The sequence below is a fragment of the Streptomyces gobiensis genome, from assembly GCF_021216675.1.
Classification (GTDB): domain Bacteria; phylum Actinomycetota; class Actinomycetes; order Streptomycetales; family Streptomycetaceae; genus Streptomyces; species Streptomyces gobiensis.
The window spans coordinates 74,689-98,492 of record NZ_CP086120.1; the positions used below are offsets into that span (position 1 = coordinate 74,689).

Sequence of the window (23,804 nt, forward strand, 5' to 3'; positions counted from 1 at the left end):
GGTCATGAAAAATCGGCGTCATACGGCGGCGGCCAGTGCGGTTGTTGTCGCGGCGGCCATGGTGCTGACAGCGGCCTGCGGCGGTAGCGACTCGTCCGAGCAGAAGAGCGACGTGCAGCCCGCGGGCGACAGTTCATCGCTGGCCCCCGGTTACGGCTCGGATGGCGCCGACAACGCACAGCCCAGCGAGGATCAGCAGGGCGAGGCGGCCGGGACACTGGCGCTGCGCGATGTACCGGAGCTGGGTCAAGTGGTCACCGACAGCTCGGGGCTGACGCTCTACCGCTTCGACAAGGACAGCGCTGAGCCGCCCAAGTCCAACTGCGAAGGCGACTGCGCCACAGCATGGCCCGCCGTACCGGCGGACGACGCCAAGGCCGCCGCTGGAGTTGACTCGGAGCTGCTGGGCGAGGTGGAGCGGTCGGACGGCACCTCACAGCTCACGCTCGGCGGCTGGCCGGTGTACCGCTACGCCAAGGACAACGCGGCCGGGGACACCAACGGGCATGGGGTGGGCGGCACCTGGCACGCGCTGGCCGCCGATGGGGGCAAGGCCGAGAAGGGGAAGGCGGAAGGCGGCAAGGGACAGGACAAGGGCAACGGCAAGGGTGAGGGCGGGAGCGCGCCCGCCGGGAACGGCGCTGAGCTCTCGGCCGTCGAGGATCCGGAGCTCGGCTCGATCGTGACCGACGCACAGGGCAGGACGCTCTACCGTTTCGACAAGGACTCCGCCTGGCCGATGAAGTCCAACTGCACCGGCGCGTGCCTGGAGACCTGGAAGCCCGCCAAGATGGTCGACAAGAACTCGGTCAGCGGAGTGGCTGCGAAGGATGTCATCGAGTTCAACCGGCCCGACGGCACCAAGCAGCTGACCATCGACTGCTGGCCGCTCTACTGGTACACCGGCGACGAGGAGCCCGGCGACACCAACGGGCATGGTGTGGGCGGCACCTGGCACGCCGTCACGCCCGAGGGCAAGAAGGCCAGGAAGGCCGCCAGCGCTGCCGGATCCTGATGGCACGCGATCTCGCGCGCGGAGGCGCGGGCGGTGGAGAGTCTCAGACAGTGCCGCGACGGGCGGTGGCGTGCGGGCCACCGCCCGTCCGGGCTGTCAGCGTGATTCCGGGCCCGCGAGCTGGCGGGCGATGACGACCCGCTGAATCTGGTTGGTGCCTTCGACGATCTGGAGCATTTTGGCCTCGCGCATATAGCGCTCGGTGGGGAAGTCGGCGGTGTAGCCGTATCCACCCAGCAGCTGGACCGCGTCGGTGGTGACGCGCATGGCGGCGTCGGTACAGAAGAGCTTGGCCATGGCCGCCTGCTGCCCGAACGGCTGTCCGGCGTCCCGTCGCCGGGCGGCGGCGAGGTAGAGGGCCCGGCCGGCCTCGATCTGGGTGGCCATATCGGCGAGCATGAAGCGCAGCCCCTGGAAGTCGGCGATGGGGCGGCCGAACTGCTCGCGGCCCGCGGTGTAGGCGAGTGCCTCGTCTAGGGCGGCCTGGGCGATACCGATACCGCAGGCGGCGATGCCCAGGCGCCCGGAGTCGAGGGCCGCGAGTGCGACGGCGAAGCCCTGGCCCTCGTCCCCGATACGGCGGGAGTCGGGGACCCGTACACCGTCAAAGTGGAGTTGGGCGGTGGGCGAGCCCTTCATGCCCATCTTGCGTTCGGGCGGGGCGGCGGTCAGCCCATCGGCGTCGCCGGGGACGAGAAAGGCGGTGATACCGCGGGCGCCCTGGCCTCCGGTGCGGGCGAGGACGGTATAGAAGTCGGCGATGCCGCCATGGGTGATCCAGGCCTTGGTGCCCTCGATGACCCAGTGATCGCCGTCCCGGGTGGCCCGGGTGCGCATGGAGGCGGCATCGGAGCCGGAGGCCGGTTCGGAGAGACAGTACGCGCCGAGGAGGCCACCGCCGAGCATGCCGGGAAGGTGCTCGGCCTGCTGCTCCTTGGAGCCGAACGCGGCCAGGGCATGACAGGCCAGGGTGTGGACGCTGACGCCGAGGCCCACGGTGAGGCGGGCGGCGGCGAGTTCTTCGAGTACCTGGAGATAGACCTCGTAGGGCTGGTCACCGCCGCCGTACTCCTCGGGGTAGGGCAGGGCGAGCAGTCCGGATTCAGACAGCAGGGAGAAGATCTCACGCGGGAAGCGTCCGGCTTCCTCCTCCTCGGCCGCGGTCGGCTTGATCTCGCCCTGGACCACTTCACGTACGAGAGCCAGGAGATCTCTGGCTTCCTCCGTGGGCAGCTGGCGGTCCACCGGCTGGGGGCCGTAGTCGGGCATCGCGGCGCTCTCCTCCCTTGTCGGGCGCTGCGGCGACGAGCGCTCGGGGTGTGGCGGCGCCGCCGGGATGTACTGACCCAGCCGATGCTGCCTCCTCGGGTCTCGAGGGCGGCTGACCAGCGGCTGTGGCGGATTGAGTATGCCTGATCGGCCGCTCCCCGTCACGGGCCAATGGCTGTGACGTGGACTGGAGAGAAATCGGTTCGACCCCTTGAGGCACTGGTCTAGTCCTCCTGGTGTTTCCCCGTGCGCTGGGACGGCTTCCGCAGAGACCGCAGCACGCCTCAGCTGTCTTCGGGGACGGGCGCGGGGCAGCTCGGCTCGAAGTCCCCGATGGCCCGCAGGGTGTCGCGGAGCATACGCACCAACAGCTCACGGACCGTGTCGCGGTCCAGCTCCTGGTGCTCGAGCCAGTCGAGGGTGACGCCCTCGACGCAGGACAGCCAGCCGACCAGGGCCAGCCGGGCGATCAACGGGATATCAGAGCGCCCCCACGCCCCTTCGGCGATCGCGGTCAGCAGCTGCTCGCGCACATGGTCGCGGATGGCGAGCACCTCTGCGTCAAAGCCGACGCCGCCGGTGACGATCGTGCGGTAGGCGGCCTGATGGTGCTGGGCGTAACGCAGATATCCGTCGATGGTGCGGTGCACCCGCTCACGGCGGGGCAGATCGCTGCCCCCAGCGGCGCGGATGACCAGTTCGGCGACGGAGGCCTCGACGATGGCGAGGTAGTAGCCGCGTTTGCTCTTGAAGTAGTAGTAAATCAGCCCCTTCGCGACACCCGCGTGCCGGGCGATGTCATCCATGGACAGTGCGTCATAGGACGTATCGGCGAACAGCCTCCGGCCGATCGCGATGAGTTCGGCGCGGCGCGCCTGGGAGCGCTCGGTATCCCGCGCGGCATGGACAGGACGTGCGCCGCGCTGTTGACTATTATTCAAAATCGGCCCTAGTCTCCAACTGCCGTGGGATTTCCGCAGTATGGCAGACACCCGCCAGCCGCGAATCCGCTCATTCCGCACCTCCTGCACAGCCACGCCGCCGTACCCGCGGCTGCCTGCACCGCTGCTACCGGGGAGGAACCAGTGAGCAAGAGCAAGCGACGACACCGACTGCCCGAGGGCAGAACTGCCTGGAAGAAGTCCGCGGCCGTGGCCGTGCCCGCGATCCTGGCCGTGGGAGTGATGGCCTCCGCGATGGCCGAGGGGGCGCTCGCCGCCTCCTTCGCGGTGTCCGGCACCAGCTTCCAGGTGTCCTCCGGTGAGCTGAGCAGCAAGGGCCTGGCCTCCTTTGTCGAGGTCGACCGCTCCGTCGACGGCAAGGAGCATCCGGTCGCGCTGCTCGGTATCGGCGATGCCAAGCTGTCCGACATCTGCCAGGCCGCACCGGTCAAGACCCCGCTCGGCACCGTGGTGATCAAGCTGACAGCCGGTGGGGACGCGGGCAAGGTCACCGCGAGCAATCTCATCATCGATGGTGAGGACCTGGTCGGTGACGCGACCTTCGGCACCGCCCAGATCGGCCGCGACGCGTCCACACTGAACCAGGTACCCGGAGTCAAGGGCCCGCCCGGGAAGTTCGGCCTCCAGGCCGGTGACATCACAGTGACGGAGGTGAGGTCGAACGCCTGGTCGGCCACGGGTGGGAACTTCCGGCTCCGGGGTCTGAAGCTCGATGTCAGCCTGGACGGCGACAAGTGCTTCTGACCGGCCGTGGTCCGGCCCGGCGCGGCCCTGGCGGGTGGCTGGATGAGCGGCTGCCGCAACCTGAGCTGCGCCGGGAGCTGCGCCACTGGCGGCGGACCCGGCCGTTCTGGGGCGGACTCCTGCTGATTCTCGCCGGGGCCGAACTCATCGTCATCCCGCTGGCGCCGATGAAGGTGATGCTCAGTCTGGGGCTGGGCGGAATCGCGGCGATCGGCATCGGGCTCGCGCTCATCCTCGCCGGGGTCTTTCTGTGGATGGCGCCACAAACCCGACACTATGTCAGCCTCCACGCGCTGATCCTGTCGGTGCTGGCGTTCGGCGCGACGAATCTGGGCGGCTTCCTCATCGGGATGCTGCTGGGCATCGCGGGCAGCGCGCTGGGCTTCGGCTGGACTCCACTGAGTGAGGAGGACAGCGAGGAGGGCGGTGAGGAGGACGACGAGGAGGACAAGCCAGCGGCGGTGGAGGAGGTAGCGGAGAAGGTGGCGGAGGAGCCGCCGTCCACGCCCGGCGGGCGAACCGGCCACCGGACGCTCGCCGCCGCGCTGCCCGTTGTGCTGCTGGCGGCCGCCACGCTGCCCAGCGGCCCCGGGGGACGTACCGCACGGCCTCCGGCCACGGACATCCCCGCTGCCAGCACACCGCCGGTGGTGAGCACCACGCTCTTCGCACCAGAGGGCTTCACCCTGGCCGGGGTGCGGAAGATCCCCACCGCCGACGGGCCGCTCAAGGTGATGGTCCTCCGGATGCGGGCTGCCTCGCTGACCGACTACCGGCTCACCACCCGCAGCGGCGGACCGGAGCTGAAGCTCGGGGCCGACAGCCTGGCTCTGAGCGGCCGGGTGACGCTCTATCTGACCCGGATCCGTGGGTGTCTGGAAGGCATCCTGTGTCTCACCTTCACCCCCGATGAACTGCCTGTCCCACCGGTCATACCGCCCTTCGTCTTTATGACGGATGTACGGGCCGAGCAGGCACTGGTCACCTCGGACCGTATCGTCGCCGACGGCCTGCGTCTGCGCGCCACCGACCGGCGCACCCAGCGGGAGCCGTCGTGATCCAGCTCCAGGCCGCCCTCTGGGCATCCCGTCCCGGCACTGGGCACGCGTGACGGCACATGCTGCCCGCTGTCAGACCTGGCTGGGAAACTCCCCGTATGTGCTGGGCGTGTACGGAGGGAGGCCGACTGGATGCCCCGGGAAACTCTCCTCACCGGATGCCGTGGGCCGAGCCGTCCGCTGCTGTCCCGGTGAGAGGCGCCCGAGCGGGCCGCCGGACAACGTGAGGAGTGAGAACAGTGAAGTACATGATCATGCTTCATGGCACACAGGCCGCTTACGACGCCATGAAGGGCATCGCGTCGAGGGAGAACCCCGCCTGGACTGAGGCGGATCTGAAGGCGATGTTCGACCACATGGGCGCGCTGAACAACGAGCTCACCGAAGCGGGGGAGCTCGTGGACGGACAGGGCCTTTCCGAGCCCCGACAGGCCAGGCTGGTCACCGCGGACACGGACGGCACACCGGTGGTCTCGGACACCCCGTACGGGGAGACCGGGGAGGTGCTGGCCGGCTACTGGGTGGTGGACGTCGAGAGTATCGACCGGGCGACCGAGATCGCCGCTCGCGCTTACCGGTGCCCGGTCCCGGAGGGTACCTATAACCCCCCGGTCGTCGTACAGCCGATCCCCGAGAGCGGCGCCGGTTTCGAGATGTGAGCTGGCGACGGATCCGTCGGCCCGTGCTCAGCAGATGCCGAGCGATCGCAGCGCGCGGTACTGACGGGGTGATGGCCTGGCGGGCCAGAAGATGTAGCAGACCCCGCCCGTACCGCTTCTGACCTTGCCCTCGGCGTCGTAGCGCTTGGTCCGCAGCCAGATATTTTCCCACTGCCTGCGCTGATAGACGCGGCGGACGGCGTCGTTGTCGTCAGCGGCTGGGTCGTTGGCGATGATGTCGCCGTCCTCGGTGAAGCCGATGACGGTCATCAGATGGCCCGCGGTGCCGTAACCCGCGCCGTCGAGTTCGGAGGCGAGGAAGGACTGGGAGGTGATGAGGGGGATACCGGCACGGATGAGGCGTTCGGCGTCGTGGAGGGAGTTCAGGCGGGTGACGATGCCCTGCATATCGGTGTAGGTGGCGCAGTAGGCGGTGTTGAAAGGCCAGTTGCCGCAGCCCTCGTACTGGTAGTCGTAGGTGTAGCGGGCGGCATGGCAGACCTGGGGGTCGTCATAGCCGGGGTTGACCCAGGCGAGGTCTTCGGGAGTCGGCCTGCGACCCCAGTACTCGATAATCATCTGGGATGAGGTGGGACTGCACCAGGCCTCGCCACCGTTGTCGTACTCCGGGTAGCGGCCGATGTGGACGTCCTGGGAGTAGCGCGGTACGTCCAGTTCGACGCCGGTGGCCTCGCCGGGCTCGCTGGCCGGGACCTCGAAGCGGTCGGGGACATCGGAGCTCATGGCGCCCAGTCGCCATACCTTGGGGGTGGCACCGCTGCCGGGGGCACGCAGCAGGGTGACACGCAGCCGGTAGCGGGTGAGCCGCAGGCCGCTGTCGGTGTCCTTGATGGAGAAGGTGTCGGTCCAGATGGTGCTCTTGCCGTCGCTCTGGTCATCGACGGAGGTACGGCGGGGTACGTCGTCGCCGTCACCGGCGGTCCAGATGCCAAGGGTGTACCAGGGCGTGTCCGTACGGTCGGTGTAGGTGCCGTGGAGTTCGACGCGCAGCCAGGTGCCGGGCGGGGTGTGGGCGTTCCAGGAGGCGACCAGTTCGCTTGCCGGAGCGGCCAGTCGGCACACCGGCGAGGTCCAGGTGGCGTACTCCCAGGTGACCCTCTTGGTGCCGCCGTGCGGGTCCCGGTAGTCGACGGTGCCCTGCGGGGCGGCGATGACGACGCCGGGGCGTTCACCGCCCTCGGCCCGGGTGCCCCGGGCGGCTCCGGACTGCCAGTCGTCCAGGGTGGTCCAGGCGTGGTAGGCCACGGTTGTCCCTCTCGGGGGTGCGCCCCTGCCCTGGCCCGGGCGCGGGGCTGCTGTGGAGCGGTCGGCGGCTGCCGCTGGGAGGGCGGTGGCGCCCGCCGCTGCGGCGAGGGTGGCGGCCAGGACGGCGCGCCGCGTGGTCGGTGAGCTGGTCATGGCAGTAGTCCCCAGTCGAGTCCGTCGGTCAGGCGGCAGGTGCACGACAGCTCTTCAACTATCGCCGCAGTGGGCGTCCCAGGCCAGTGACCCGGCCCATGACGCGTCGGCCAATATGGGCAGGGAGCGTTGGCATGGCCTGCGCGGCGGCGTGTGGCCGCTGCGCCGTAGGCTGGGGCCGATGAACGGCCACTCCCCCACCGCGTCGTGCGCACTGACCGGGCTCGCCGCCCGGCTGCGTACCATGCCTCCGTCCTGCGGGCCGGTGCGGCTGATCGCGGTCGATGGGCACGCGGGCTCCGGCAAGAGCACCCTCGCCGGCCGGTTGGCGCGGGCGTTGGGCGGTGCCCCGGTGCTGAGTCTGGACGATCTGGCCAGCCATGACGCACTGTTCGGCTGGACAGGGCGGCTCACCGGGCAGGTACTGGAGCCGCTGTCGCGCGGGGCAGCGGCCCGCTACGCCGTCTACGACTGGACGCGCCGGGCCTTCACGGGGGAGCGTGAGGTGCCGGCCGCGCCGATAGTGATCGTCGAGGGGGTAGGGGCGGGGCGCCGCGCGGTACGGCCGTATCTGACCGCGGTGCTGTGGATGGAGCTGCCGCCGGAGGTCTCCTGGGCGCGGGGGCGCCACCGGGACGGTCCGGGGCTGGCGGAGTTCTGGGACGGCTGGACGCGGGCCGAGCGCGAGCACTTCGCCGGGGATCCTACGCGTCCGTACGCGGATCTTCTGGTACGGCAGTCACCGGAGGGGTATGAGCTGCTGGCGGGGCCAGTGAGGCACCGACCAGGCAGCCCGTCGCCTGACTCTCGGTGATGTACCGAGCAGCCCGCTCAATGGCGTACCGGGGCGGCTTGACCCGGGTGCCAAGGAGCGATTACGTTCTCAATGAGCGGTCTGTACTGGCTGCCCCATAAGCGCGAAGCCCCCGGTTGTTCCCCCGTGATCGGGGGCTTCGTTCTGCGCTGACAGTCCTCTGCGAACGTTCGGCCCCCAGTCCATCACGTTACGTTACCCTCCCCTCCCCTCGGCCTGTCCTGGTCCGGCCCGCGTACCACCTCGGTCCCATACGGTCCGTACGGCACCCTTCGACGGAGCGTGCAGGGCAGGTACCATGCGAGACGTCGCGGGCGGTCCGGACGATTCCGGGCCACGGGCTCCAACCCCCGCCCACAGCATGGCTGTTGCCTCACCGCGACCGGGCGGGCGTCCGGTGGCACACAACGGGGGGTCATCTCGTGGGGGACGTCATGGACTTCGGTACGCAGGACTCCCATGAACCACATGCGCCAGCCGATCTCGCCTGGCTGCGTGGCGTGGACGCCTGCACAGTGGGCAGCTACGCGCAGGCGGAGGAAGAGTTCCGCACCGCGGTGCGGCTCGACGCGGGCATGGCCGACGCCTGGCTGGGGCTGCACGCGCTGCGGGCTGACACCACGACCGCGCTGCTGCGGATGTATGAGCACCGGCACCGGTTCGGTGAGCAGCGCTCCCGGCACCGGCGCACGCTCAATTCCTGGTACTGGCTCGGCTGGTGGGTACAGCCGGTGCTGGAGTCGGGGCGCGATCTGCTGCTGGCGCACGCCTCGCACTGGCTGGACGGCCGCCATGTCGCCGAGCTGGACCGGGCGCTGGCGGGCTGTCCCCCGGTCGAGGCCGATCCCCAGGTCCGGTTTCTGCACGCCTGCCGTGCGTATCTCACCAAGGACTGGGAGGGCTTGGTGGCGCATACGGAGCCGCTGACCGACGACCCGCTGCTGGGCATCGAGGCGGGGCTGTTCGCGGGGATGGCGCGGGTGCGTCTGGAGATGTACGGACAGGCGGAGCCGTTGCTGTCGGCCGCGCTGATGCGCTGCCGCAGCGAGCAGCCGCAGCGCAAGGAGCTGCGCTACTGGCTGGCCCGCGCCCGGGAGGGCACCGGACGTACCGCGGCGGCGCTGCCGCTGTACCGGGCGGTGCACCGGGTGGACCCGGCGTTCATGGATACGGCGGCCCGGCTCACCGCGATCGCCGAGGGCGACGGAATGGAAGACGCGGCCGGTCTGGCCCAGGCGGTGACCCTGGCCGGTGCGGGCCTGGACGAGGCCGAGGGGCGGGATATGTCCCTGGACACCGATCCGCTCACCGCGGACGGCTGCGATGTGCCCGATCCAGCGGCCGACGGCCTGCCGTTCGGGAACGGAAGCGGATCCGCGGAGCCGGCACCGGTGGACGCCGACGCGGTGCGTGAGCGATCCTCACTGCTGCCCGGCCAGGGCGGCACGCACCGGCTGCCCGCGGGGCCTTCCGACCCGGTGCTGCTGGCGCAGGCGCTCGATGAGCTGGAGCGGATGGTCGGTCTGGAACCGGTCAAGCGGCAGGTGCGGGCGCTCTCCGCACAGCTGCATATGGCGCGGCTGCGTGCCGGTCAGGGGCTGCCGGTGCAGCCGCCCAAACGGCACTTCGTCTTCTCCGGGCCCTCTGGCACCGGGAAGACAACCGTGGCGCGGATTCTGGGCCGGGTCTTCTTCGCGCTCGGGCTGCTGGGCGGCGACCATCTTGTGGAGGCGCAGCGCTCCGATCTGGTCGGGGAGTTTCTGGGCCAGACGGCCGTGAAGGCCAACGAGCTGATCGACTCGGCGCTGGGCGGGGTGCTCTTTGTCGACGAGGCGTACAGCCTGTCCAACACCGGCTATACGAAGGGCGACGCGTATGGCGATGAGGCCTTGCAGGTGCTGCTGAAGCGGGCCGAGGACAACCGTGACCGCCTCGTGGTCATCCTGGCCGGATATCCCGAGGGCATGGACCGGCTGCTGGCCGCCAACCCCGGACTGAGTTCGCGCTTTACGACACGGGTCGACTTCCCCAGTTACCGGCCGTTGGAGCTCACGGCGATCGGTGAGGTGCTGGCTGCCGAGAACGGGGATGTGTGGGACGAGGAAGCACGGGATGAGCTGCGCAGCATCAGCGGTCATGTGGTGGACCAGGGGTGGATTGATGAGCTGGGCAATGGACGGTTTCTGCGCACCCTGTACGAGAAGAGCTGTGCCTACCGGGATCTGCGGCTGTCCGGCTATCCGGCTACGCCGAACCGCGACGATCTGGCGACGCTGCGGTTGCCGGATCTGATGCAGGCGTACGGCGAGGTGCTGTCCGGGCGGGGGCCGGGCGGGCCGCGGGCCGAGCCGCCGTTTCTGTAGGGGGTGTCAGGCTGGGGTTGTTGCCATCGTTGGGGTGGCGGGGGTGGGGGCCGGGGCTTCGCCTACGAGTCTTTCCAGGACGTCTTCCAGGGTGGCCACCCCCAGTACCCGGCCGGTGGAGTCCGCGACGGCGGCCAGGTGGGAGGCGGTACGGCGCATGGCGCTGAGTGCGTCATCCAGCGGCAGCTCGGCGCGCAGCGTGGTCATGGGCCGCCACAGCCGCTGGGGTACGGCCCGGTCCGGCTCCTCCAGGTCGAGCACATCCTTGACGTGTACGTACCCCATAAAGGTGCCGCCGGGGGCGCAGACCGGGAAGCGGGAGAAGCCGGTGCGTACGGTCAGCTCCTCGATCCGGCGCGGTGTGACGGCGGGGCCGACGGTGACCAGGCCGGAGCGGTCCAGGAGAACTTCGGCGAGCGGCCGGGAGCCCAGCTCAAGGACATCGGCGAGATGTTCGTGCTCCTCGTGGTCAAGCAGCCCGGCCTGCCGGGAGTCGGCGAGGAGGAGGGTGAGCTGCTCGCTGGTGTAGACGGCCTCGACCTCGTCCTTGGGGTCGACGCGGAAGAGCCGTAGCACCCGTCTGGAGCAGGCGCCCAGGGCGGTGGTGACCGGGCGGCACAGGCGGGCGAAGGCGACCAGGCCTGGGCTGAGCCACAGCGCGGTGCGCTCAGGTGCCGCCATGGCGAGGTTCTTGGGCACCATCTCGCCGACGACCAGATGGAGCACGACCACCACGGCCAGGGCGATGGCGTAGCCCGCCGGATGGATGAGGGTGTCCGGGACGTGGGCGGCGTGGAAGACCGGTTCGAGGAGCCGGGCCACGGTGGGTTCGGCGACCGCTCCCAGGGTGAGGGAGCAGATGGTGATACCGAACTGGGCGGCGGCCATCATCTGCGGGAGCCGTTCCAGGCCGTGCAGGACGGTGCGGGCGCGGGCGGAGCCCGCTGCCGCGAGCGGTTCGATCTGGCTGCGGCGGACGGAGACCAGGGCGAATTCCGCACCGACGAAGAAACCGTTGCCGACCACCAGCAGGGCGGCGAAGAGGAGTTGCAGAAGGCTCATCGTGCTGCTCCGCTGACAATCCGGATCCGTTCGGCCCGGTGGTGGGCGACCAGCCGGACGCGCAACTGCCAGCCGGGGGCGCCGGGCAGGGACGCGCAGTCGCCGGGGGCCGGGATACGGCCGAGCAGGTCCGCGACGAGTCCGGCGACCGTCTCGTAGGGGCCGTCCGGCACGTTCAGCCCGATACGGCGCAAGGTGTCCACCCGGCAGCCGCCGTCGGCCTCCCAGGCTGGCCGTCCGTCTTCTGCCGGTGCGGCCGGGGCGAGTTCGGGCAGGTCATCGCCGTCATGTTCGTCACGGACCTCACCGACGAGCTCCTCGACGATGTCCTCCAGGGTGACGACGCCCGCCGTGCCGCCGTATTCGTCGACGACGACGGCGATGGGCTGCTCGCCGCGCAGCCGCTGCAGCAGGGGCCGTACCGGCAGACTGGCGGGCACCAGCAGCGGGGGCACGGCGATCTGTGCCACACAGGTGCGCAGCCGTTCGGCGGCGGGGACGGCTAGGGCGTCCTTGAGGTGGACTATGCCCACGATGTCGTCAAGCCGCTCCCGGTAGACGGGAAAGCGGGAGAGCCCGGTGGCGCGGGTGAGGTTGACGACGTCGGCGGCGGTCGCAGACGGCTGCAGGGCGCTGACCCGTACGCGGGGCGTCATGACGTTCTCCGCGGTCAGTTCGCCCAGTGACAGGGTGCGGACGAAAAGGTCCGCGGTCTCCTGTTCGATGGCCCCGGCGCGTGCGGAGTGCCGGGCGAGGGAGACGAGTTCGCCGGGTGTACGGGCGGAGGCCAGCTCTTCGGCGGGCTGCACACCGAAGAGCCGCACGAGCCGGTTGGCGGCGGCGTTGAGTCCGGCGATGACGGGCCGGAAGAAACGGGCGAAACCGTACTGCGGCCCGGCGACGAAGCGGGCGACCTGGAGCGGCCGGGACACCGCCCAGCTCTTGGGGACCTGTTCGCCGATGACCATCTGTATCGCGGAGGCGAGAAGCATTCCGACGGCTACGGAGACTCCGGGCACGATGGCCGGGGGCACTCCGGCGGCGGTGAGGGGCGGGCCCAGGAGCCGTCCGAGGGCGGGCTCGGCGAGCATGCCGACAGCCAGGGAGGTGAGGGTGATGCCGAGCTGGGTGCCGGAAAGCTGGAAGGAGAGTTCGCGCAGTGAGGTGAGAACGGCGCGGGAGCGGCGGTCGCCGGTGGCGGCGGCCCGCTGAGCGTCCGGCTTGTCGACGGTGACCAGGCCGAACTCAGCGGCGACAAAGAAGCCGTTGGCGAGGATGAGGGCAAAGGCCGCGGTCAGCAGAAGTAGCGGGGTGCTCATGCCGTTCCTCCCCGGGGAGAAACGGCGCGGGTACTACAGGACGATCCGTCCATCGCTGGAAGGTGTCACTCCTCAGTTCGCTGTGATCCCCGTGCGCAGCCCGGGGTGCGGCGATTGCCGCGGGGAACAGAGTAAACAGAGGTGGGCCGGAGTGTGCAGAGCCCGGGAGTGTGTTCAGTCTGACGGCGTGCCAGTTCCGTAGCGTTCGGCGAGTGCCCGCAGGGCGCTGGCGTCCCGGATGGCCTGCTGCTTGGCGATGCCGGGCTGGATGCCCATGGCGGGCAGGCTGGTGCCGTCGGCGAGGTCAAGCGAGACCCAGGGGTCGCCGACGCGGAGATTGACTGCCAGGATCTCCGCCCATTCCAGTCGCCGGGTACGGGTGAGGTTGACGACGGTGACGCCCTTTTCGTCGGCGCTCACATGGGGGCGGCTGAGCAGCGCCAGCACCGCGAAGAAGAGCCCGCCGGTGAAGATGAAGCTGGTCCGCTCCCCCGCGTTCAGCCGCTCCAGCAGCAGTGCAATCACCGTGAGGACCGCGAAGACCGCGACGCCGACAGTGAGCAGGACGACCCGGGTGCGGGTCGGCCGGAAGGTGACCGGCAGGCTGGGTGGGGTCGCGGGGGCGGCGGGCACGGTGCGCTCTTCCTCGTCGGTACGGGTTGGTCGCGGTCGGGTCACAGCCGGCAGGCGTGGATTCCTGTGGTCAGGATGGCGCGGGCACCGAGTTCATAGAGGTCGTCCATGATCCGCTGAGCTTCCCGGGCGGGCACCATGGAGCGTACGGCGACCCAGCCCTTGTCGTGCAGCGGGGAGACGGTGGGTGACTCCAGGCCGGGGGTGAGCTCGACGGCCTTCTCGACCTGCTCGGCGCGGATGTCGTAGTCCATCATCACGTACCGCCGGGCGACGAGCACGCCCTGCATACGACGGAGGAACTGCTGGACCTTCGGGTCGTCGGCAGGTGCCCCGGTGCGCCGGATGACGACCGCCTCGGACTCCAGGATCGGCTCGCTGATGATCTCCAGACCGGCGTTGCGGAGGGTGGTGCCGGTCTCGACGACATCGGCGATGACCTCGGCGACGCCCAGCTGGATGGCGGTCTCCACGGCACCGTCGAGGTGGACGACGGAGGCATCGACGCCGTGGTCGGCGAGGTGCCTGGCGACCAGCCCGGAGAAGGAGGTGGCGATGGTCATACCGCCGAACTCGCTGACGTCCTTGGCCGTGCCGGGGCGGGTGGCATAGCGGAAGGTGGAACCGGCGAAGCCTAGCTTGAGGATCTCCTCGGCGTCGGCGCCGGAGTCGAGCAGCAGGTCACGCCCGGTGATGCCGATGTCGAGCTTTCCGGAGCCCACATAGACGGCGATGTCACGGGGGCGGAGGAAGAAGAACTCGACGTCGTTGTCGGCGTCGACCAGGACCAGCTCGCGGCGGTCCTTGCGCTGCCGGTAGCCCGCCTCATGGAGCATCTCCGACGCAGGCTCGGACAGTGAACCCTTGTTGGGGACGGCGATGCGCAGCATGGGACGGGCTTCCTTTGCGTTGTGGTGGTGCGTAACGGTTGTGGTGCGGGCTCAGAGGTGAGCGTATACGTCATCGAGGGAGATACCGCGGGCGACCATCATCACCTGAAGGTGGTAGAGGAGCTGGGAGATCTCCTCAGCGGTGCGGTCGGCGCCCTCGTACTCGGCGGCCATCCACACCTCGGCGGCCTCTTCGACGACCTTCTTGCCGATGGAATGGACGCCGGAGGCGACCAGCTCGGCGGTGCGGGAGGTGATGGGGTCGCCGGTGGCGGCCTTCTGCTGGAGCTCGGTGAAGAGCTCCTCGAATGTCTTGTTGGCCATGGTGTTCTTACCCTACGGGTTCGCTCGGCTGCGTTCAGCGCCAGGGCTCCGCTACGGTCCGCAGGGTGGCCGCGGTGGCGACGGCGGCGGTGACCGCTTCATGGCCCTTGTCCTCGGTGGAGTCCGCAAGCCCGGCACGGTCCAGGGCCTGCTCCTCGGTGTCGCAGGTGAGCACGCCGAAGCCAATGGGGACGCCGGTGTCCACACTGACCTGGGTGAGGCCCTGGGTGACGCCCTGGCATACGTAGTCGAAGTGCGGGGTGCCGCCACGGATGACGACGCCGAGGGCGACAATGGCATCGTAGCCGCGCGCGGCCAGCACCTTCGCCACGACCGGCAGCTCAAAGCTGCCGGGGACCCGCAGCAGGGTGGGCTCATCGATGCCCAGCTCGCCCAGGGCGCGCAGGGCTCCGTCGACGAGACCGTCCATCACCTTGTCGTGCCACAGCGCGGCCACCACGGCCACCCGCAGGTCCTCGCAGTTCTTGACGGTCAGTTCGGGTGCGCCCTTGCCGCTCAACGTTGCTCCTCGTGATCGGGTTGTTCGGGTTGTTCTGGGTGTTCTGGGTGTGCTTCAGCTGTGCTTCGTACGCGTTTACTGGTTGCCGCAGGCGGAGATGTGGGCGTCTTCCAGCCAGGGCAGGTCGTGCCCCATCCGGTCCCGTTTGGTGCGCAGATAGCGGAGGTTGTGTTCGCCGGCCTGGACGGGCATCGGCTCCCGGCCGGTGACCCGCAGTCCGTGCTTGACCAGGGCGGCGGTCTTCTCGGGGTTGTTGGTCATCAGCCGCACGGTGCGGACGCCGAGGTCGGTGAGCATCTGGGCGCCCGCCGCGTAGTCCCGGGCGTCCGCGGGCAGGCCCAGTTCAAGGTTGGCGTCCAGGGTGTCGCGGCCGCGCTCCTGGAGTTCGTAGGCACGCAGCTTGGACAGCAGGCCGATGCCACGCCCCTCGTGGCCCCGCAGATAGATGACGACACCACGGCCCTCGTCCTGGACACGCTGCAGGGACGCGTTGAGCTGCGGCCCGCAGTCGCAGCGCAGGGAGTGGAAGATGTCCCCGGTCAGGCACTCGGAGTGCACTCGGACCAGGACGTCCTCGCCATCGCCGAGCTCTCCGGCGACCAGGGCGATGTGCTCGACGCCGTCGACGGTGGAGCGGTAGCCATAGGCGCGGAAGTCGCCGTGGACGGTGGGCAACCGGGTCTCGGCCTCGCGGCGCACCGTGGGTTCAGCGGACTTGCGGTAGGCGATGAGGTCCTCGATGGAGATGATCGCCAGTCCGTGCTTACGTGCGAACGGGACCAGCTCGGGCAGCCGGAGCATGGTGCCGTCCTCGGCGGCGATCTCGACGATGGCGGCGGCCGGGCGCAGTCCGGCGAGCCGGGCCAGGTCGACGCCCGCCTCCGTGTGGCCGTCGCGCGTCAGTACGCCGCCGGGGCGGGCGCGCAGCGGGAAGACATGTCCGGGGCGGACGAAGTCCGAGGGGGAGAAGGCCGGGTCGGCGAGCATCCGGATGGTGGTGGCCCGGTCGGCGGCGGAGATGCCGGTGCTGACGCCATGCGCGGCGGAGGCATCCACGGAGACGGTGAACGCGGTGCTCATGGACTCGGTGTTGTGCTGCACCATTTGGGGGAGTTCGAGCCGGTCGAGCTCAGGCCCCTCCATGGGTACGCAGATCAGGCCGCGGCACTCGGTCATCATGAACGCCACGATCTCGGGGGTGGCCATCTCGGCGGCGATGATGAGGTCACCCTCGTTCTCCCGGTCGGCGTCGTCGACCACGACCACGGGCCGTCCGGCCGCGATATCGCTGAGGGCCCGCTCGACAGGGTCGAGGGTGAGGTCCTCCTCGATGCCCGGTGCCGTCTCGTACCAGCTGCTCAGTGCGGTCATGCCGCCGCTCCTTCCATTTCCCGGGCCGGCCGCTGGGCCGGTACGGCGCTCACGCGGGAGCGCAGCCACCAGGCGCGCATGCCCCACAACACCAAGACGAGATAGACGAGGTAGACCAGGCCGGAGAAGGCGAGGCCACTGCTGAAGGCGAGCGGGACGCCCACCAGGTCGACGAGCAGCCAGGCGAACCAGAACTCCACCAGCCCGCGGGCCTGGGCGAACATGGCGGCGAGGGTGCCGGTGAAGATGTACGCGTCCGGCCAGGGGTTCCAGGAGAGCCCGTCGAACGCGGTGAACAGCGCGCCGACCGCGGCGGTACCCAGCGCGGTACCGGCTATGAGGAGCCCACGCTCACGCCAGGTGGCGAAACGGACGGCTATGGAGCCGTCCTTCGCCCGCTGTGTACCGCTGCGCCACTGCCGCCAGCCCCAGAGCGCGACGGTGATGACGAGCAGCTGCTTGCCGACGCTGCCGCCGAGCTGTACGGAAGCGTAGGCGGCGACGAGAACGAGGCCGGACAGCAGCTGGGTGGGCCAGGTGAGGATGGAGCGGCGCCAGCCGAGGGCGAGTGCGGTCAGCCCCATCAGGTTGCCGATCATGTCGGACCAGATGACGCGCTGTCCGAAGGCCTCGAAAGCGGTGCCATTCAGGGTGCCGTTCAGGGTGTCGTTCAGCCAGTCGAGTGTGCTCACTTGACGGCCTCCGACGGGCCCGTGTCAACGGTGTCTTTGGCGGCGAGCAGCCGCTCGACGTACTTGGCGAGGACATCGACCTCGAGGTTGACAGGGTCACCGACCTGTTTGATGCCCAGGGTGGTGAGAGCGAGGGTGGTGGGGATGAGGCTGATGGTGAAGTGGTCACCGTCGGCGTCGACAACGGTGAGGCTGACGCCGTCGACGGTGATGGAGCCCTTCTCCACGACATAGCGGGCGAGTTCCGGCGGCAGCGAGATCCTGACGAGCTCCCAGTGCTCGCCGGGAGTGCGCTCGGCGATGGTGCCGGTGCCGTCGACATGACCCTGTACGAGGTGGCCGCCGAGCCGTCCGCCCAGCGCCATGGGGCGTTCCAGGTTGACCCGGGATCCGGGGGCGAGCGCCCCCAGGCTGGAGCGCTTCAGGGTCTCGGCCATCACATCGGCGGTGAACTCGCCGTCCGCGGTATCGACGACGGTCAGGCAGACGCCGTTGACGGCGATCGAGTCGCCGTGCCGGGCGTCCTCGGTGACGACGGGGCCGCGCAGGCGGAAGCGTGAGGAGTCGCCCAGCTGCTCGATGGCGGTGACCTCGCCCAGTTCTTCGACGATTCCGGTGAACACTCAGGACTCCCTGTGGGCGGTAGGCGCGACGGTGGGAACAGCGGTGATACGCAGGTCGGGGCCGAGACGGGCGGTGTCGGTGAAGGTCAGCCGCAGCGCGCGGGTGATGGTGGTGATCCCGGCTCCGGCCAGGGCGTGCGGGCCGTCACCGAGCAGGGCGGGTGCGAGATAGCCGGTGACCTTGTCGATGGCGTGCGCGGCGACGAAGGCTCCGGCGAGGGTGGGGCCGCCTTCCAGCAGTACGGAGCGGATATCGCGCTTGTGCAGGGCGGCGAGCAGCGCGTGGATGTCCAGGCCGGTGCGGTCGGCGGCGCGTGGTAGCCGTACGAGCTCGGTGCGGCCGTCCAGCGCGGTGGTGTCGGCGTCCCCGGCGACGGCGATCAGGGTGGGGGCGGCGTCGTCGAGGACACGGGCGCCGGGAGTGACGGCGGTGGCGTTCGTATCGACGACCACCCGCAGCGGCTGCACCACGCCGGAGATGCCGCGCACCGCCAGATGCGGGTTGTCGGCGCGGGCGGTGCCGGAGCCGACGATGACGGCATCGGACTCGGCGCGCAGCCGGTGGACATCGGCACGGGACTCGGCCGAGGTGATCCAGCGGCTGGTGCCATCGGCCGCGGCGATCCGGCCATCGAGGGTGGCGGCGTACTTCCAGTGCACATGGGGGCGGCCGCACCGGACAGAGGTCAGCCAGGCGGCGTTGCCCGCCGCGGCCTCTTCGGCGAGCAGCCCGCTGACGACGTCGATTCCGGCGGCGGTGAGGGTGGCGGCCCCGCCCTGTGCGCTGGGGTGGGGATCGGCGACGGCGTAGACGACGCGGGCGATCCCGGCGTCAATGAGGGCCTGGGCACAGGGCCCGGTGCGACCGGTGTGGTTGCAGGGCTCCAGGGTGATGACGGCGGTGCCACCGCGGGCGTCGTCACCGGCTTCGGCGAGGGCGTGGATCTCGGCGTGCGGACCTCCGGCCCGCTTGTGCCAGCCCTCGCCCACGGTGCGGCCATGCGCGTCCAGGATGACGCAGCCGACGATCGGGTTGGGGCTGGTGAAGCCGAGGCCGCGGGAGGCCAGGGTGATCGCGCGGCGCATCGCGTCGCGCTCATTCGGCGCTGCGGCTGCGGTGGCCACCGGGTCCTCCTGCCTCTTCGGGCACGGACTCCGGGGCGGTACGGACAGGACGGACGTCGATGCTTCAGACACCGGGCCGGTGGATACAGTCCGTCCCCTGGGGGACGGACCGCGGACGGCGGTGCACCGCATCGAGCCCGCCGCGCACTGCCTCCCATCCGGACTTTAACCGTCGGTCCAGGAATTTCACCTGGTCAACCGGCCGCTGGCAGCGGCCGGGTCGCGGACTTTAACCGCCGGTTCGGACTTTCACCGACCCCGGAGTGCGCTGACGTCACTAATACAGGGTCCAGTCTGCCATGCGCGGCGGCGGCGCACCCCGGCGAGGTGCTGTGGGCTGACTCACAGCACTGGTGCGCACGCGTTGGGTCATCCGGCGCTGGGGCGATGCGCGCCCTGCTAGTTTGCGCCCATGGAGGCAGCCTCCCTGGGCACCGCCCGGCGTTCCGTCGCCGTGGTCTTCGCGGTGCATGGGGCGGCCAGCGGCAGCTACGCGACCCGGATCCCCTGGATCCAGGAGCGGCTGGGGCTGGGCCCGGGGCAGTTGGGGATCGCGCTGGCCTGCGCCACGGCGGGGGCCGCCGTGGCGATGCCGCTGTCCGCGCGGCTGGCACATCGGTACGGGCCCCGGGGCGCGGTGCGCTGGCTCGCCGTGCTCTGCTGCGTCACCGTGACGCTGCCGCCGCTGGCGCCGGGTCTGCTGTGGCTGTGCGGGGCGCTGCTGCTGTTCGGTGCCGGGCTGGGCCTGCTGGATGTGGCGATGAACGCACAGGGGGTGCAGATCGAGGAGCGGTTGGGGCGCTCTGTGATGTCCGGGCTGCACGGGCTGTGGAGCGTGGGCACGCTGATCGGCGGTGCGGGCGGCGCGATGGCCGCGCATACGGGGCTGGACGCCCGGGTCCATCTGGGCTGTACCGCGCCGCTGCTGGCAGGCGTGGCGCTGCTCGTATCGCGGTGGACGCCGGATATCCGGGCCGGGCCCTCGGTGGCGCGGCCACCGCGTTTCGCGCTGCCGTCGCGGGCCGTGCTGGCGGTCGGGCTCGTCGGCTTCTGCGCGGTCTTCGCCGAGGGTGCGTCGATGGACTGGTCGGGTGTCTATCTGCGCGAGGTGACCGGTGCTTCGCCGGGGCTGGCGGCGGGCGCGTACACCGCCTTCGCCGGCACCATGGCCGTGGCCCGGCTGGCCGGTGACGCCACGGTGCGGCGTTTTGGGCCGGTAGGGACCGTACGGGCCGGCGGGGTGCTGGCGACGCTGGGTGGAGCGCTGGTGGTCACCGCACGGACACCGGGCCCGGCGGTCGCGGGCTTCGCGCTGACCGGGGTAGGTATCGCGGTCGTGGTGCCGCTGTGCTTCGCGGCGGCGGGGCGGACCACGGCGCTGCCGGGGCAGGCGATCGCGGGGGTGGCGACGCTGGCGTACGCCTCGGGCCTGGCGGCTCCGGCGCTGGTCGGCTGGATCGCCGAGGCGACGACTCTGCCGGTGTCCTTCGCGCTGGTGACGGTCCTGACGGCGGGCCTGGTGGTGGGCGCGGGGCTGCTGCGTCCCCCGTCCGGGGAGTCCTCAGGCGCGTACCGCACATCGGGGAGGTATCGCTGCGACGCTGATGTGCATGACGTCAGCTGAACAGATGTCGCCGCAGCGCACGGCGACGGTGGAGTGGGCCGTAAAGCGGATGCGCGCGATCGGTGCCGGGCTGCCGCCCGAGGACGGGGTCGCGGTATTCAACCAGGTGTATCTGTCGGTCACCGAGGATTTCGGACAGCGCTTGGCGGAGGGGCACTTCGAGGACCGGGAGGCCGCCGGTGAGCTGGGGGCACGGTTCGCCGGGCGGTATCTGACGGCGGTCGACGCCACGGCGGCGGGGCAGCGGGCACCCGCCTGCTGGCGGCCGCTGTTCCAGCTGCGCGGCCATCCCTCGGTGCACCCGCTGCAGTTCGCACTGGCCGGGATCAACGCGCACATCGGGCACGATCTGCCGCTGTCGCTGGTGGATACCTGCGTCACCCGGGGAGCCGGACCGGATGAGCTGGAAGCGGACTTCAACCGGGTCGGGGAGCTGCTCATCGGGATGGAGGAGCGGCTCCGGGAAGAGCTGATGCCCGGGCCCGATCTGCTTGATGTGGCGGATCCGCTGACCCATCTGGTGGGGTCGTGGAACCTGAGCAAGGCACGTGAGGGGGCGTGGTCGGCGTTCCGCGTGCTGTGGCGGCTGCGGGAGTTTCCCGAGCTGGCCGGGGAGTTCACCGGTCGGCTGGACGCCAGCGTCGGGATGGCCGGGCGCATCCTGCTGACACCGGTGCGGCGGTGAGCTCTCCCCGGTCCCTTCACTTCCTTTCCCGTAACGGGGGCCAGCCCCCGGCCCCCGGAGACTCCCGGCCGTGCCCGGTCAGTCCTCGGGGAGCTCCACCGGGGCGATCTCCTCGTAAACATCGCCCGGACCTGGGTTGGTGGTGTCGGTGGAGCCGCCGAGCTGGTGCATCACGCCCCAGACGGCGTTGAGGGCGGTCTGCACGGCGCCCTCGGCCCAGCCCGCCGTCCAGGAGATGTCGTCGCCCGCGAGGAAGAGGCCGCGCTTGTCGGCGGGGAGCTCATCCTGCATGAAGTGGGTGAACAGACGCCGCTGGTAGCGGTAGTGCCCGGGGAGGTTGGCCTTGAACGCGCCCATGAAGTAGGGCTCGTTCTCCCAGGAGACCGTGACCGGGTTGCCGATGATGTGGCTGCGGATATCGACCTTGGGGTAGATCTCGCCGAGCGACTTGAGCATGACCTCCATGCGCTCATTCGCGTCCAGTGGCAGCCACTTGAGGCTGTCGTCGCACCAGGTGTACGAGAGGCAGATGACGGCGGGCTGGTCCGGCCCGTTATCCAGCAGATAAGTACCGCGGGTCATCCGGTCGGTGAGCGTCATGCTCATCACATCGCGGCCCGTCTCCTCATCGGTGTCCAGCCAGAACGGCCGGTCGACGGGGACGAAGAGCTTGGACGACTCCATGTAGTGGGTGCGCTCGACGGCCGTCCAGTGGTCGATGGGGAGCAGCGAGTCATCGCAGTCGATCTTGGACAGCAGCATCCAGGACTGGGCGGTGAAGACCGCCGCCTGGTAGGTGCGGATGTCCCCCGTGGCGTCGGTGACCGTGATCCGGTTGCCCGCGGTGCGGTGCAGCCGGGTGACGGCAGGGCGGTGTGCGCCCTGGTGCAGGGACTTGAGCGAGGTGCCCCGCGGCCAGTGGACCAGCTTGTCGGGCTCGCGCTCCCACAGCCGCTGCGGAAGCTGCTGACTGCCGCCGACGATGCCACGGTGGTCATCGTCCGCGCCGGTGTAGACGACGCGGAGGATCTCCAGGATGGAGTTGGGGAAGTCGGTGTCCCAGCCGCCGGTGCCAAAGCCGACCTGGCCGAAGATCTCGCGGTGGCGGAAGGACTTGAAGGCCGGTGAGTCGCAGAGGAAGCCGTAGAACGTCTGGTTGTCCAGCTTTTCGACCAGGTGGGACCAGATCTCCCGGATACGCGGGATATCGCGCTCACGGATGGCGCGCTGCATGTCGGAGAAGTCGGCGCCGTCCTCCAGACAGGCGTTCCAGGCGTCCATGACCTGGTGGTAGACGTCAGGCAGATCGTCGAGGGTGCGGGCGTAGTGGGACTCGCCCTTCAGGTCGACGACGGTGGAGGGGGTGTCGGGCGCCAGCGGGTTGGGGAAGGGCTCCGTCTCCAGACCGACCAGGTCGATGTAGTGCTGGAAGGCGGTGGAGGACGGCGGGAAGCGCATCGCGCCCATCTCCGCGGTGAGCGAGGGGTCGCAGCCCTCGAAGGTTGAGGTGCGCAGCCGTCCGCCGATCTCGTCGGCCTCGTAGACGACGGGCCTGAGACCCATCTTCATCAGTTCATAGGCAGCGATGATGCCGGAGAGGCCACCGCCGATGACCGCGACCTCGGTGCCGTGCACGGTGGCGGGAACCGACCCGAGCCCAGCGGGGTGGGCGAGAAAGCCGTCGTATGCGAAGGGGAAGTCCGGGCCGAACATGGTGATGGGCGGCTGGGACTGGGCCTCTGCGTGCTGCTCGTCGTGGACGGCGGCGGGCACGGTGGAGGTCATCGGCGCGGTTCTCCTTGCGGGGGCAGGGGCGAGTAGAGCTCGGGGCGGCGGTCGGTGAGGTAGGTGTTCCCGGCGCGGGAGGCGGCGAGGAAGGCCGGGTCGGCGTCGGCGATGACGAGGTCCTCGCCGGTTCCCGCGCGGGTACGGACGGTCCCGTCGGGGGCGGCCAGGCAGCTCAGCCCGGCGAAGGTGAACTCTCCTTCGGGGCCGTAGCGGTTGGCGTACGCGATATAGAGCTGGCTCTCCCAGGCCCGGGTCGGCAGCAGGGTCTGGGGGACGAACTCGTAGGGGCGCATCAGCGCGGTGGGGACGAGCAGCAGCTCCGTACCGGCCAGCGCATGGGCCCGGACGGTCTCCGGGAACTCGACGTCGTAGCAGATCAGCAGGCCGAGGCGGACGCCATCCAGCTCGGTCTGGACGATGGGGTCCTGGCCGGCCCGGAAGTGGGCGGCCTCGAACTCGCCGAAGAGATGTGTCTTGCGGTAGTTGGCGAGGCGGGTGCCGTGGGGGCCGATGAGCTGGGCGGAGTTGTATACGGCGGCGCCGTCCCGCTCCGGGTAGCCATAGGCGATGGCGAGGGAGTGTTCGGCGGCGATCTGGGCCACGGCTTGTGCGCCGGGCCCGTCGGCGGGCTCGGCGAGCTCCGGAACGGCGCTGCCGAGCGCGTATCCGGTGAGGGAAAGCTCGGGGGTTACCAGCAGCCGCGCTCCGGCGTCGGCGGCGCGGCGGGCGGCCCGCCCGAGCGCGGCGAGGCTGTCCGCGGTGCTGGCGGGGACGCCGCCGGGGCCTTGGTACAGCGCGGTGCGCAGCGGCGTCATGGAACCTCGTGACCTGGGCTTACGGGGGTG

At 70.2% G+C, this 23,804-nt stretch carries 23 protein-coding genes and 1 riboswitch; of the genes, 8 read left to right on the forward strand and 15 right to left on the reverse strand.

Annotated elements, in window-relative coordinates:
* The first annotated feature begins 4 nt into the window (after positions 1–4).
* Positions 5–1,015, forward strand: a complete 1,011-nt coding sequence (locus tag test1122_RS00375) for an SCO0930 family lipoprotein (protein WP_232267137.1) — start codon at positions 5–7, stop codon at positions 1,013–1,015.
* A gap of 96 nt (positions 1,016–1,111) precedes the next feature.
* Here test1122_RS00375 and test1122_RS00380 read toward each other — a convergent pair whose 3' ends face one another.
* Positions 1,112–2,284 carry an acyl-CoA dehydrogenase family protein gene (locus test1122_RS00380; protein ID WP_232267138.1) on the reverse strand — a complete coding sequence of 391 codons (1,173 nt, stop codon included), beginning with the start codon at positions 2,282–2,284 and terminating at the stop codon, positions 1,112–1,114.
* Between the two features lie 284 nt (positions 2,285–2,568).
* Complete coding sequence (locus test1122_RS00385; RefSeq protein ID WP_232267139.1) at positions 2,569–3,225, reverse strand: TetR/AcrR family transcriptional regulator; 657 nt, start codon at positions 3,223–3,225, stop codon at positions 2,569–2,571.
* A gap of 144 nt (positions 3,226–3,369) precedes the next feature.
* Here test1122_RS00385 and test1122_RS00390 point away from each other — a divergent pair, with 144 nt between their 5' ends.
* The 3 genes from test1122_RS00390 to test1122_RS00400 all read left to right on the forward strand — a co-directional run bounded on the left by test1122_RS00390 (position 3,370) and on the right by test1122_RS00400 (position 5,707).
* Positions 3,370–3,990 (forward strand): DUF6230 family protein, encoded by a 621-nt coding sequence (locus test1122_RS00390; RefSeq protein WP_232267140.1) that lies wholly within the window; start codon positions 3,370–3,372, stop codon positions 3,988–3,990.
* Complete coding sequence (locus tag test1122_RS00395) at positions 3,981–5,048, forward strand: DUF6114 domain-containing protein (protein WP_232267141.1); 1,068 nt, start codon at positions 3,981–3,983, stop codon at positions 5,046–5,048. The genes test1122_RS00390 and test1122_RS00395 overlap by 10 nt, the downstream gene beginning before the upstream one ends.
* A gap of 248 nt (positions 5,049–5,296) precedes the next feature.
* Positions 5,297–5,707 (forward strand): YciI family protein, encoded by a 411-nt coding sequence (locus test1122_RS00400; protein ID WP_338423498.1) that lies wholly within the window; start codon positions 5,297–5,299, stop codon positions 5,705–5,707.
* Between the two features lie 27 nt (positions 5,708–5,734).
* On the opposite strand, the gene test1122_RS00405 is transcribed toward test1122_RS00400, so the two are convergent.
* The gene (locus tag test1122_RS00405) at positions 5,735–7,126 is read right to left on the reverse strand and encodes a peptidase C39 family protein (protein WP_232267143.1); all 1,392 of its coding nucleotides are present in this window, start codon (positions 7,124–7,126) and stop codon (positions 5,735–5,737) included.
* Between the two features lie 181 nt (positions 7,127–7,307).
* Between test1122_RS00405 and test1122_RS00410 the strand changes: the two genes are divergently transcribed.
* Together test1122_RS00410 and test1122_RS00415 are read left to right on the forward strand one after the other, a co-directional pair.
* The gene (locus test1122_RS00410; protein ID WP_232267144.1) at positions 7,308–7,940 is read left to right on the forward strand and encodes a uridine kinase family protein; all 633 of its coding nucleotides are present in this window, start codon (positions 7,308–7,310) and stop codon (positions 7,938–7,940) included.
* 434 nt (positions 7,941–8,374) lie between these two features.
* Complete coding sequence (locus test1122_RS00415; protein ID WP_232267145.1) at positions 8,375–10,303, forward strand: AAA family ATPase; 1,929 nt, start codon at positions 8,375–8,377, stop codon at positions 10,301–10,303.
* A 6-nt stretch (positions 10,304–10,309) separates the two neighbouring features.
* Here test1122_RS00415 and test1122_RS00420 read toward each other — a convergent pair whose 3' ends face one another.
* The 10 genes from test1122_RS00420 to ribD all read right to left on the reverse strand — a co-directional run bounded on the left by test1122_RS00420 (position 10,310) and on the right by ribD (position 18,862).
* Entirely contained in the window at positions 10,310–11,365 is a 1,056-nt protein-coding gene (locus test1122_RS00420) for a hemolysin family protein (RefSeq protein WP_232267146.1), read from the reverse strand.
* Positions 11,362–12,684 (reverse strand): hemolysin family protein, encoded by a 1,323-nt coding sequence (locus tag test1122_RS00425; RefSeq protein ID WP_232267147.1) that lies wholly within the window; start codon positions 12,682–12,684, stop codon positions 11,362–11,364. Before test1122_RS00425 ends, test1122_RS00420 begins: the two co-directional genes overlap by 4 nt.
* A gap of 174 nt (positions 12,685–12,858) precedes the next feature.
* Positions 12,859–13,317 carry a PH domain-containing protein gene (locus tag test1122_RS00430; RefSeq protein WP_232271685.1) on the reverse strand — a complete coding sequence of 153 codons (459 nt, stop codon included), beginning with the start codon at positions 13,315–13,317 and terminating at the stop codon, positions 12,859–12,861.
* 41 nt (positions 13,318–13,358) lie between these two features.
* Positions 13,359–14,207: an ATP phosphoribosyltransferase gene (gene hisG, locus test1122_RS00435; RefSeq protein WP_232267148.1), complete on the reverse strand. Its 849-nt coding sequence runs from the start codon at positions 14,205–14,207 to the stop codon at positions 13,359–13,361.
* A 51-nt stretch (positions 14,208–14,258) separates the two neighbouring features.
* The gene (locus tag test1122_RS00440) at positions 14,259–14,531 is read right to left on the reverse strand and encodes a phosphoribosyl-ATP diphosphatase (RefSeq protein WP_232267149.1); all 273 of its coding nucleotides are present in this window, start codon (positions 14,529–14,531) and stop codon (positions 14,259–14,261) included.
* A 34-nt stretch (positions 14,532–14,565) separates the two neighbouring features.
* On the reverse strand, positions 14,566–15,051 hold the full coding sequence (gene ribH, locus test1122_RS00445; protein WP_232267150.1) for a 6,7-dimethyl-8-ribityllumazine synthase: 486 nt from the start codon (positions 15,049–15,051) through the stop codon (positions 14,566–14,568).
* A 75-nt stretch (positions 15,052–15,126) separates the two neighbouring features.
* A complete protein-coding gene (locus test1122_RS00450; RefSeq protein WP_232267151.1) occupies positions 15,127–16,422 on the reverse strand; it encodes a bifunctional 3,4-dihydroxy-2-butanone-4-phosphate synthase/GTP cyclohydrolase II in 1,296 nt (431 codons plus the stop codon).
* Entirely contained in the window at positions 16,419–17,114 is a 696-nt protein-coding gene (locus tag test1122_RS00455) for a nicotinamide mononucleotide transporter family protein (RefSeq protein WP_232267152.1), read from the reverse strand. The genes test1122_RS00450 and test1122_RS00455 overlap by 4 nt, the downstream gene beginning before the upstream one ends.
* Positions 17,111–17,737, reverse strand: coding sequence for a riboflavin synthase (locus test1122_RS00460; protein WP_232267153.1), 627 nt, complete (start codon positions 17,735–17,737; stop codon positions 17,111–17,113). The genes test1122_RS00455 and test1122_RS00460 overlap by 4 nt, the downstream gene beginning before the upstream one ends.
* The gene (gene ribD, locus test1122_RS00465) at positions 17,738–18,862 is read right to left on the reverse strand and encodes a bifunctional diaminohydroxyphosphoribosylaminopyrimidine deaminase/5-amino-6-(5-phosphoribosylamino)uracil reductase RibD (RefSeq protein ID WP_422396893.1); all 1,125 of its coding nucleotides are present in this window, start codon (positions 18,860–18,862) and stop codon (positions 17,738–17,740) included. It lies immediately after the preceding gene.
* A gap of 140 nt (positions 18,863–19,002) precedes the next feature.
* A riboswitch (FMN riboswitch) is annotated at positions 19,003–19,133 on the reverse strand.
* Between the two features lie 141 nt (positions 19,134–19,274).
* On the opposite strand from ribD, the gene test1122_RS00470 reads away from it, so the two are divergent.
* Together test1122_RS00470 and test1122_RS00475 are read left to right on the forward strand one after the other, a co-directional pair.
* Positions 19,275–20,486, forward strand: coding sequence for an MFS transporter (locus test1122_RS00470; protein WP_232267154.1), 1,212 nt, complete (start codon positions 19,275–19,277; stop codon positions 20,484–20,486).
* Positions 20,473–21,171 (forward strand): DUF5995 family protein, encoded by a 699-nt coding sequence (locus test1122_RS00475; protein WP_232267155.1) that lies wholly within the window; start codon positions 20,473–20,475, stop codon positions 21,169–21,171. Before test1122_RS00470 ends, test1122_RS00475 begins: the two co-directional genes overlap by 14 nt.
* 78 nt (positions 21,172–21,249) lie before the next feature.
* On the opposite strand, the gene test1122_RS00480 is transcribed toward test1122_RS00475, so the two are convergent.
* Positions 21,250–22,956 (reverse strand): flavin monoamine oxidase family protein, encoded by a 1,707-nt coding sequence (locus test1122_RS00480; protein ID WP_232267156.1) that lies wholly within the window; start codon positions 22,954–22,956, stop codon positions 21,250–21,252.
* Positions 22,953–23,774 carry a carbon-nitrogen hydrolase family protein gene (locus test1122_RS00485; RefSeq protein ID WP_232267157.1) on the reverse strand — a complete coding sequence of 274 codons (822 nt, stop codon included), beginning with the start codon at positions 23,772–23,774 and terminating at the stop codon, positions 22,953–22,955. Before test1122_RS00485 ends, test1122_RS00480 begins: the two co-directional genes overlap by 4 nt.
* Positions 23,775–23,804 lie beyond the last annotated feature (30 nt).

Excerpts from the sequence above, each read along its gene's own strand:
- test1122_RS00425 (WP_232267147.1), bottom strand. The coding sequence starts at position 12,684 with ATGAGCACCCCGCTACTTCTGCTGACCGCGGCCTTTGCCCTCATCCTC.
- test1122_RS00420 (WP_232267146.1), bottom strand. The coding sequence starts at position 11,365 with ATGAGCCTTCTGCAACTCCTCTTCGCCGCCCTGCTGGTGGTCGGCAAC.
- test1122_RS00415 (WP_232267145.1), top strand. The coding sequence starts at position 8,375 with ATGGACTTCGGTACGCAGGACTCCCATGAACCACATGCGCCAGCCGAT.
- test1122_RS00485 (WP_232267157.1), bottom strand. The coding sequence starts at position 23,774 with ATGACGCCGCTGCGCACCGCGCTGTACCAAGGCCCCGGCGGCGTCCCC.
- test1122_RS00440 (WP_232267149.1), bottom strand. The coding sequence starts at position 14,531 with ATGGCCAACAAGACATTCGAGGAGCTCTTCACCGAGCTCCAGCAGAAG.
- test1122_RS00405 (WP_232267143.1), bottom strand. The coding sequence starts at position 7,126 with ATGACCAGCTCACCGACCACGCGGCGCGCCGTCCTGGCCGCCACCCTC.
- test1122_RS00380 (WP_232267138.1), bottom strand. The coding sequence starts at position 2,284 with ATGCCCGACTACGGCCCCCAGCCGGTGGACCGCCAGCTGCCCACGGAG.
- test1122_RS00410 (WP_232267144.1), top strand. The coding sequence starts at position 7,308 with ATGAACGGCCACTCCCCCACCGCGTCGTGCGCACTGACCGGGCTCGCC.
- hisG (WP_232267148.1), bottom strand. The coding sequence starts at position 14,207 with ATGCTGCGCATCGCCGTCCCCAACAAGGGTTCACTGTCCGAGCCTGCG.
- test1122_RS00470 (WP_232267154.1), top strand. The coding sequence starts at position 19,275 with ATGGAGGCAGCCTCCCTGGGCACCGCCCGGCGTTCCGTCGCCGTGGTC.
- test1122_RS00480 (WP_232267156.1), bottom strand. The coding sequence starts at position 22,956 with ATGACCTCCACCGTGCCCGCCGCCGTCCACGACGAGCAGCACGCAGAG.
- test1122_RS00475 (WP_232267155.1), top strand. The coding sequence starts at position 20,473 with ATGACGTCAGCTGAACAGATGTCGCCGCAGCGCACGGCGACGGTGGAG.
- test1122_RS00375 (WP_232267137.1), top strand. The coding sequence starts at position 5 with ATGAAAAATCGGCGTCATACGGCGGCGGCCAGTGCGGTTGTTGTCGCG.
- test1122_RS00400 (WP_338423498.1), top strand. The coding sequence starts at position 5,297 with ATGATCATGCTTCATGGCACACAGGCCGCTTACGACGCCATGAAGGGC.
- test1122_RS00450 (WP_232267151.1), bottom strand. The coding sequence starts at position 16,422 with ATGACCGCACTGAGCAGCTGGTACGAGACGGCACCGGGCATCGAGGAG.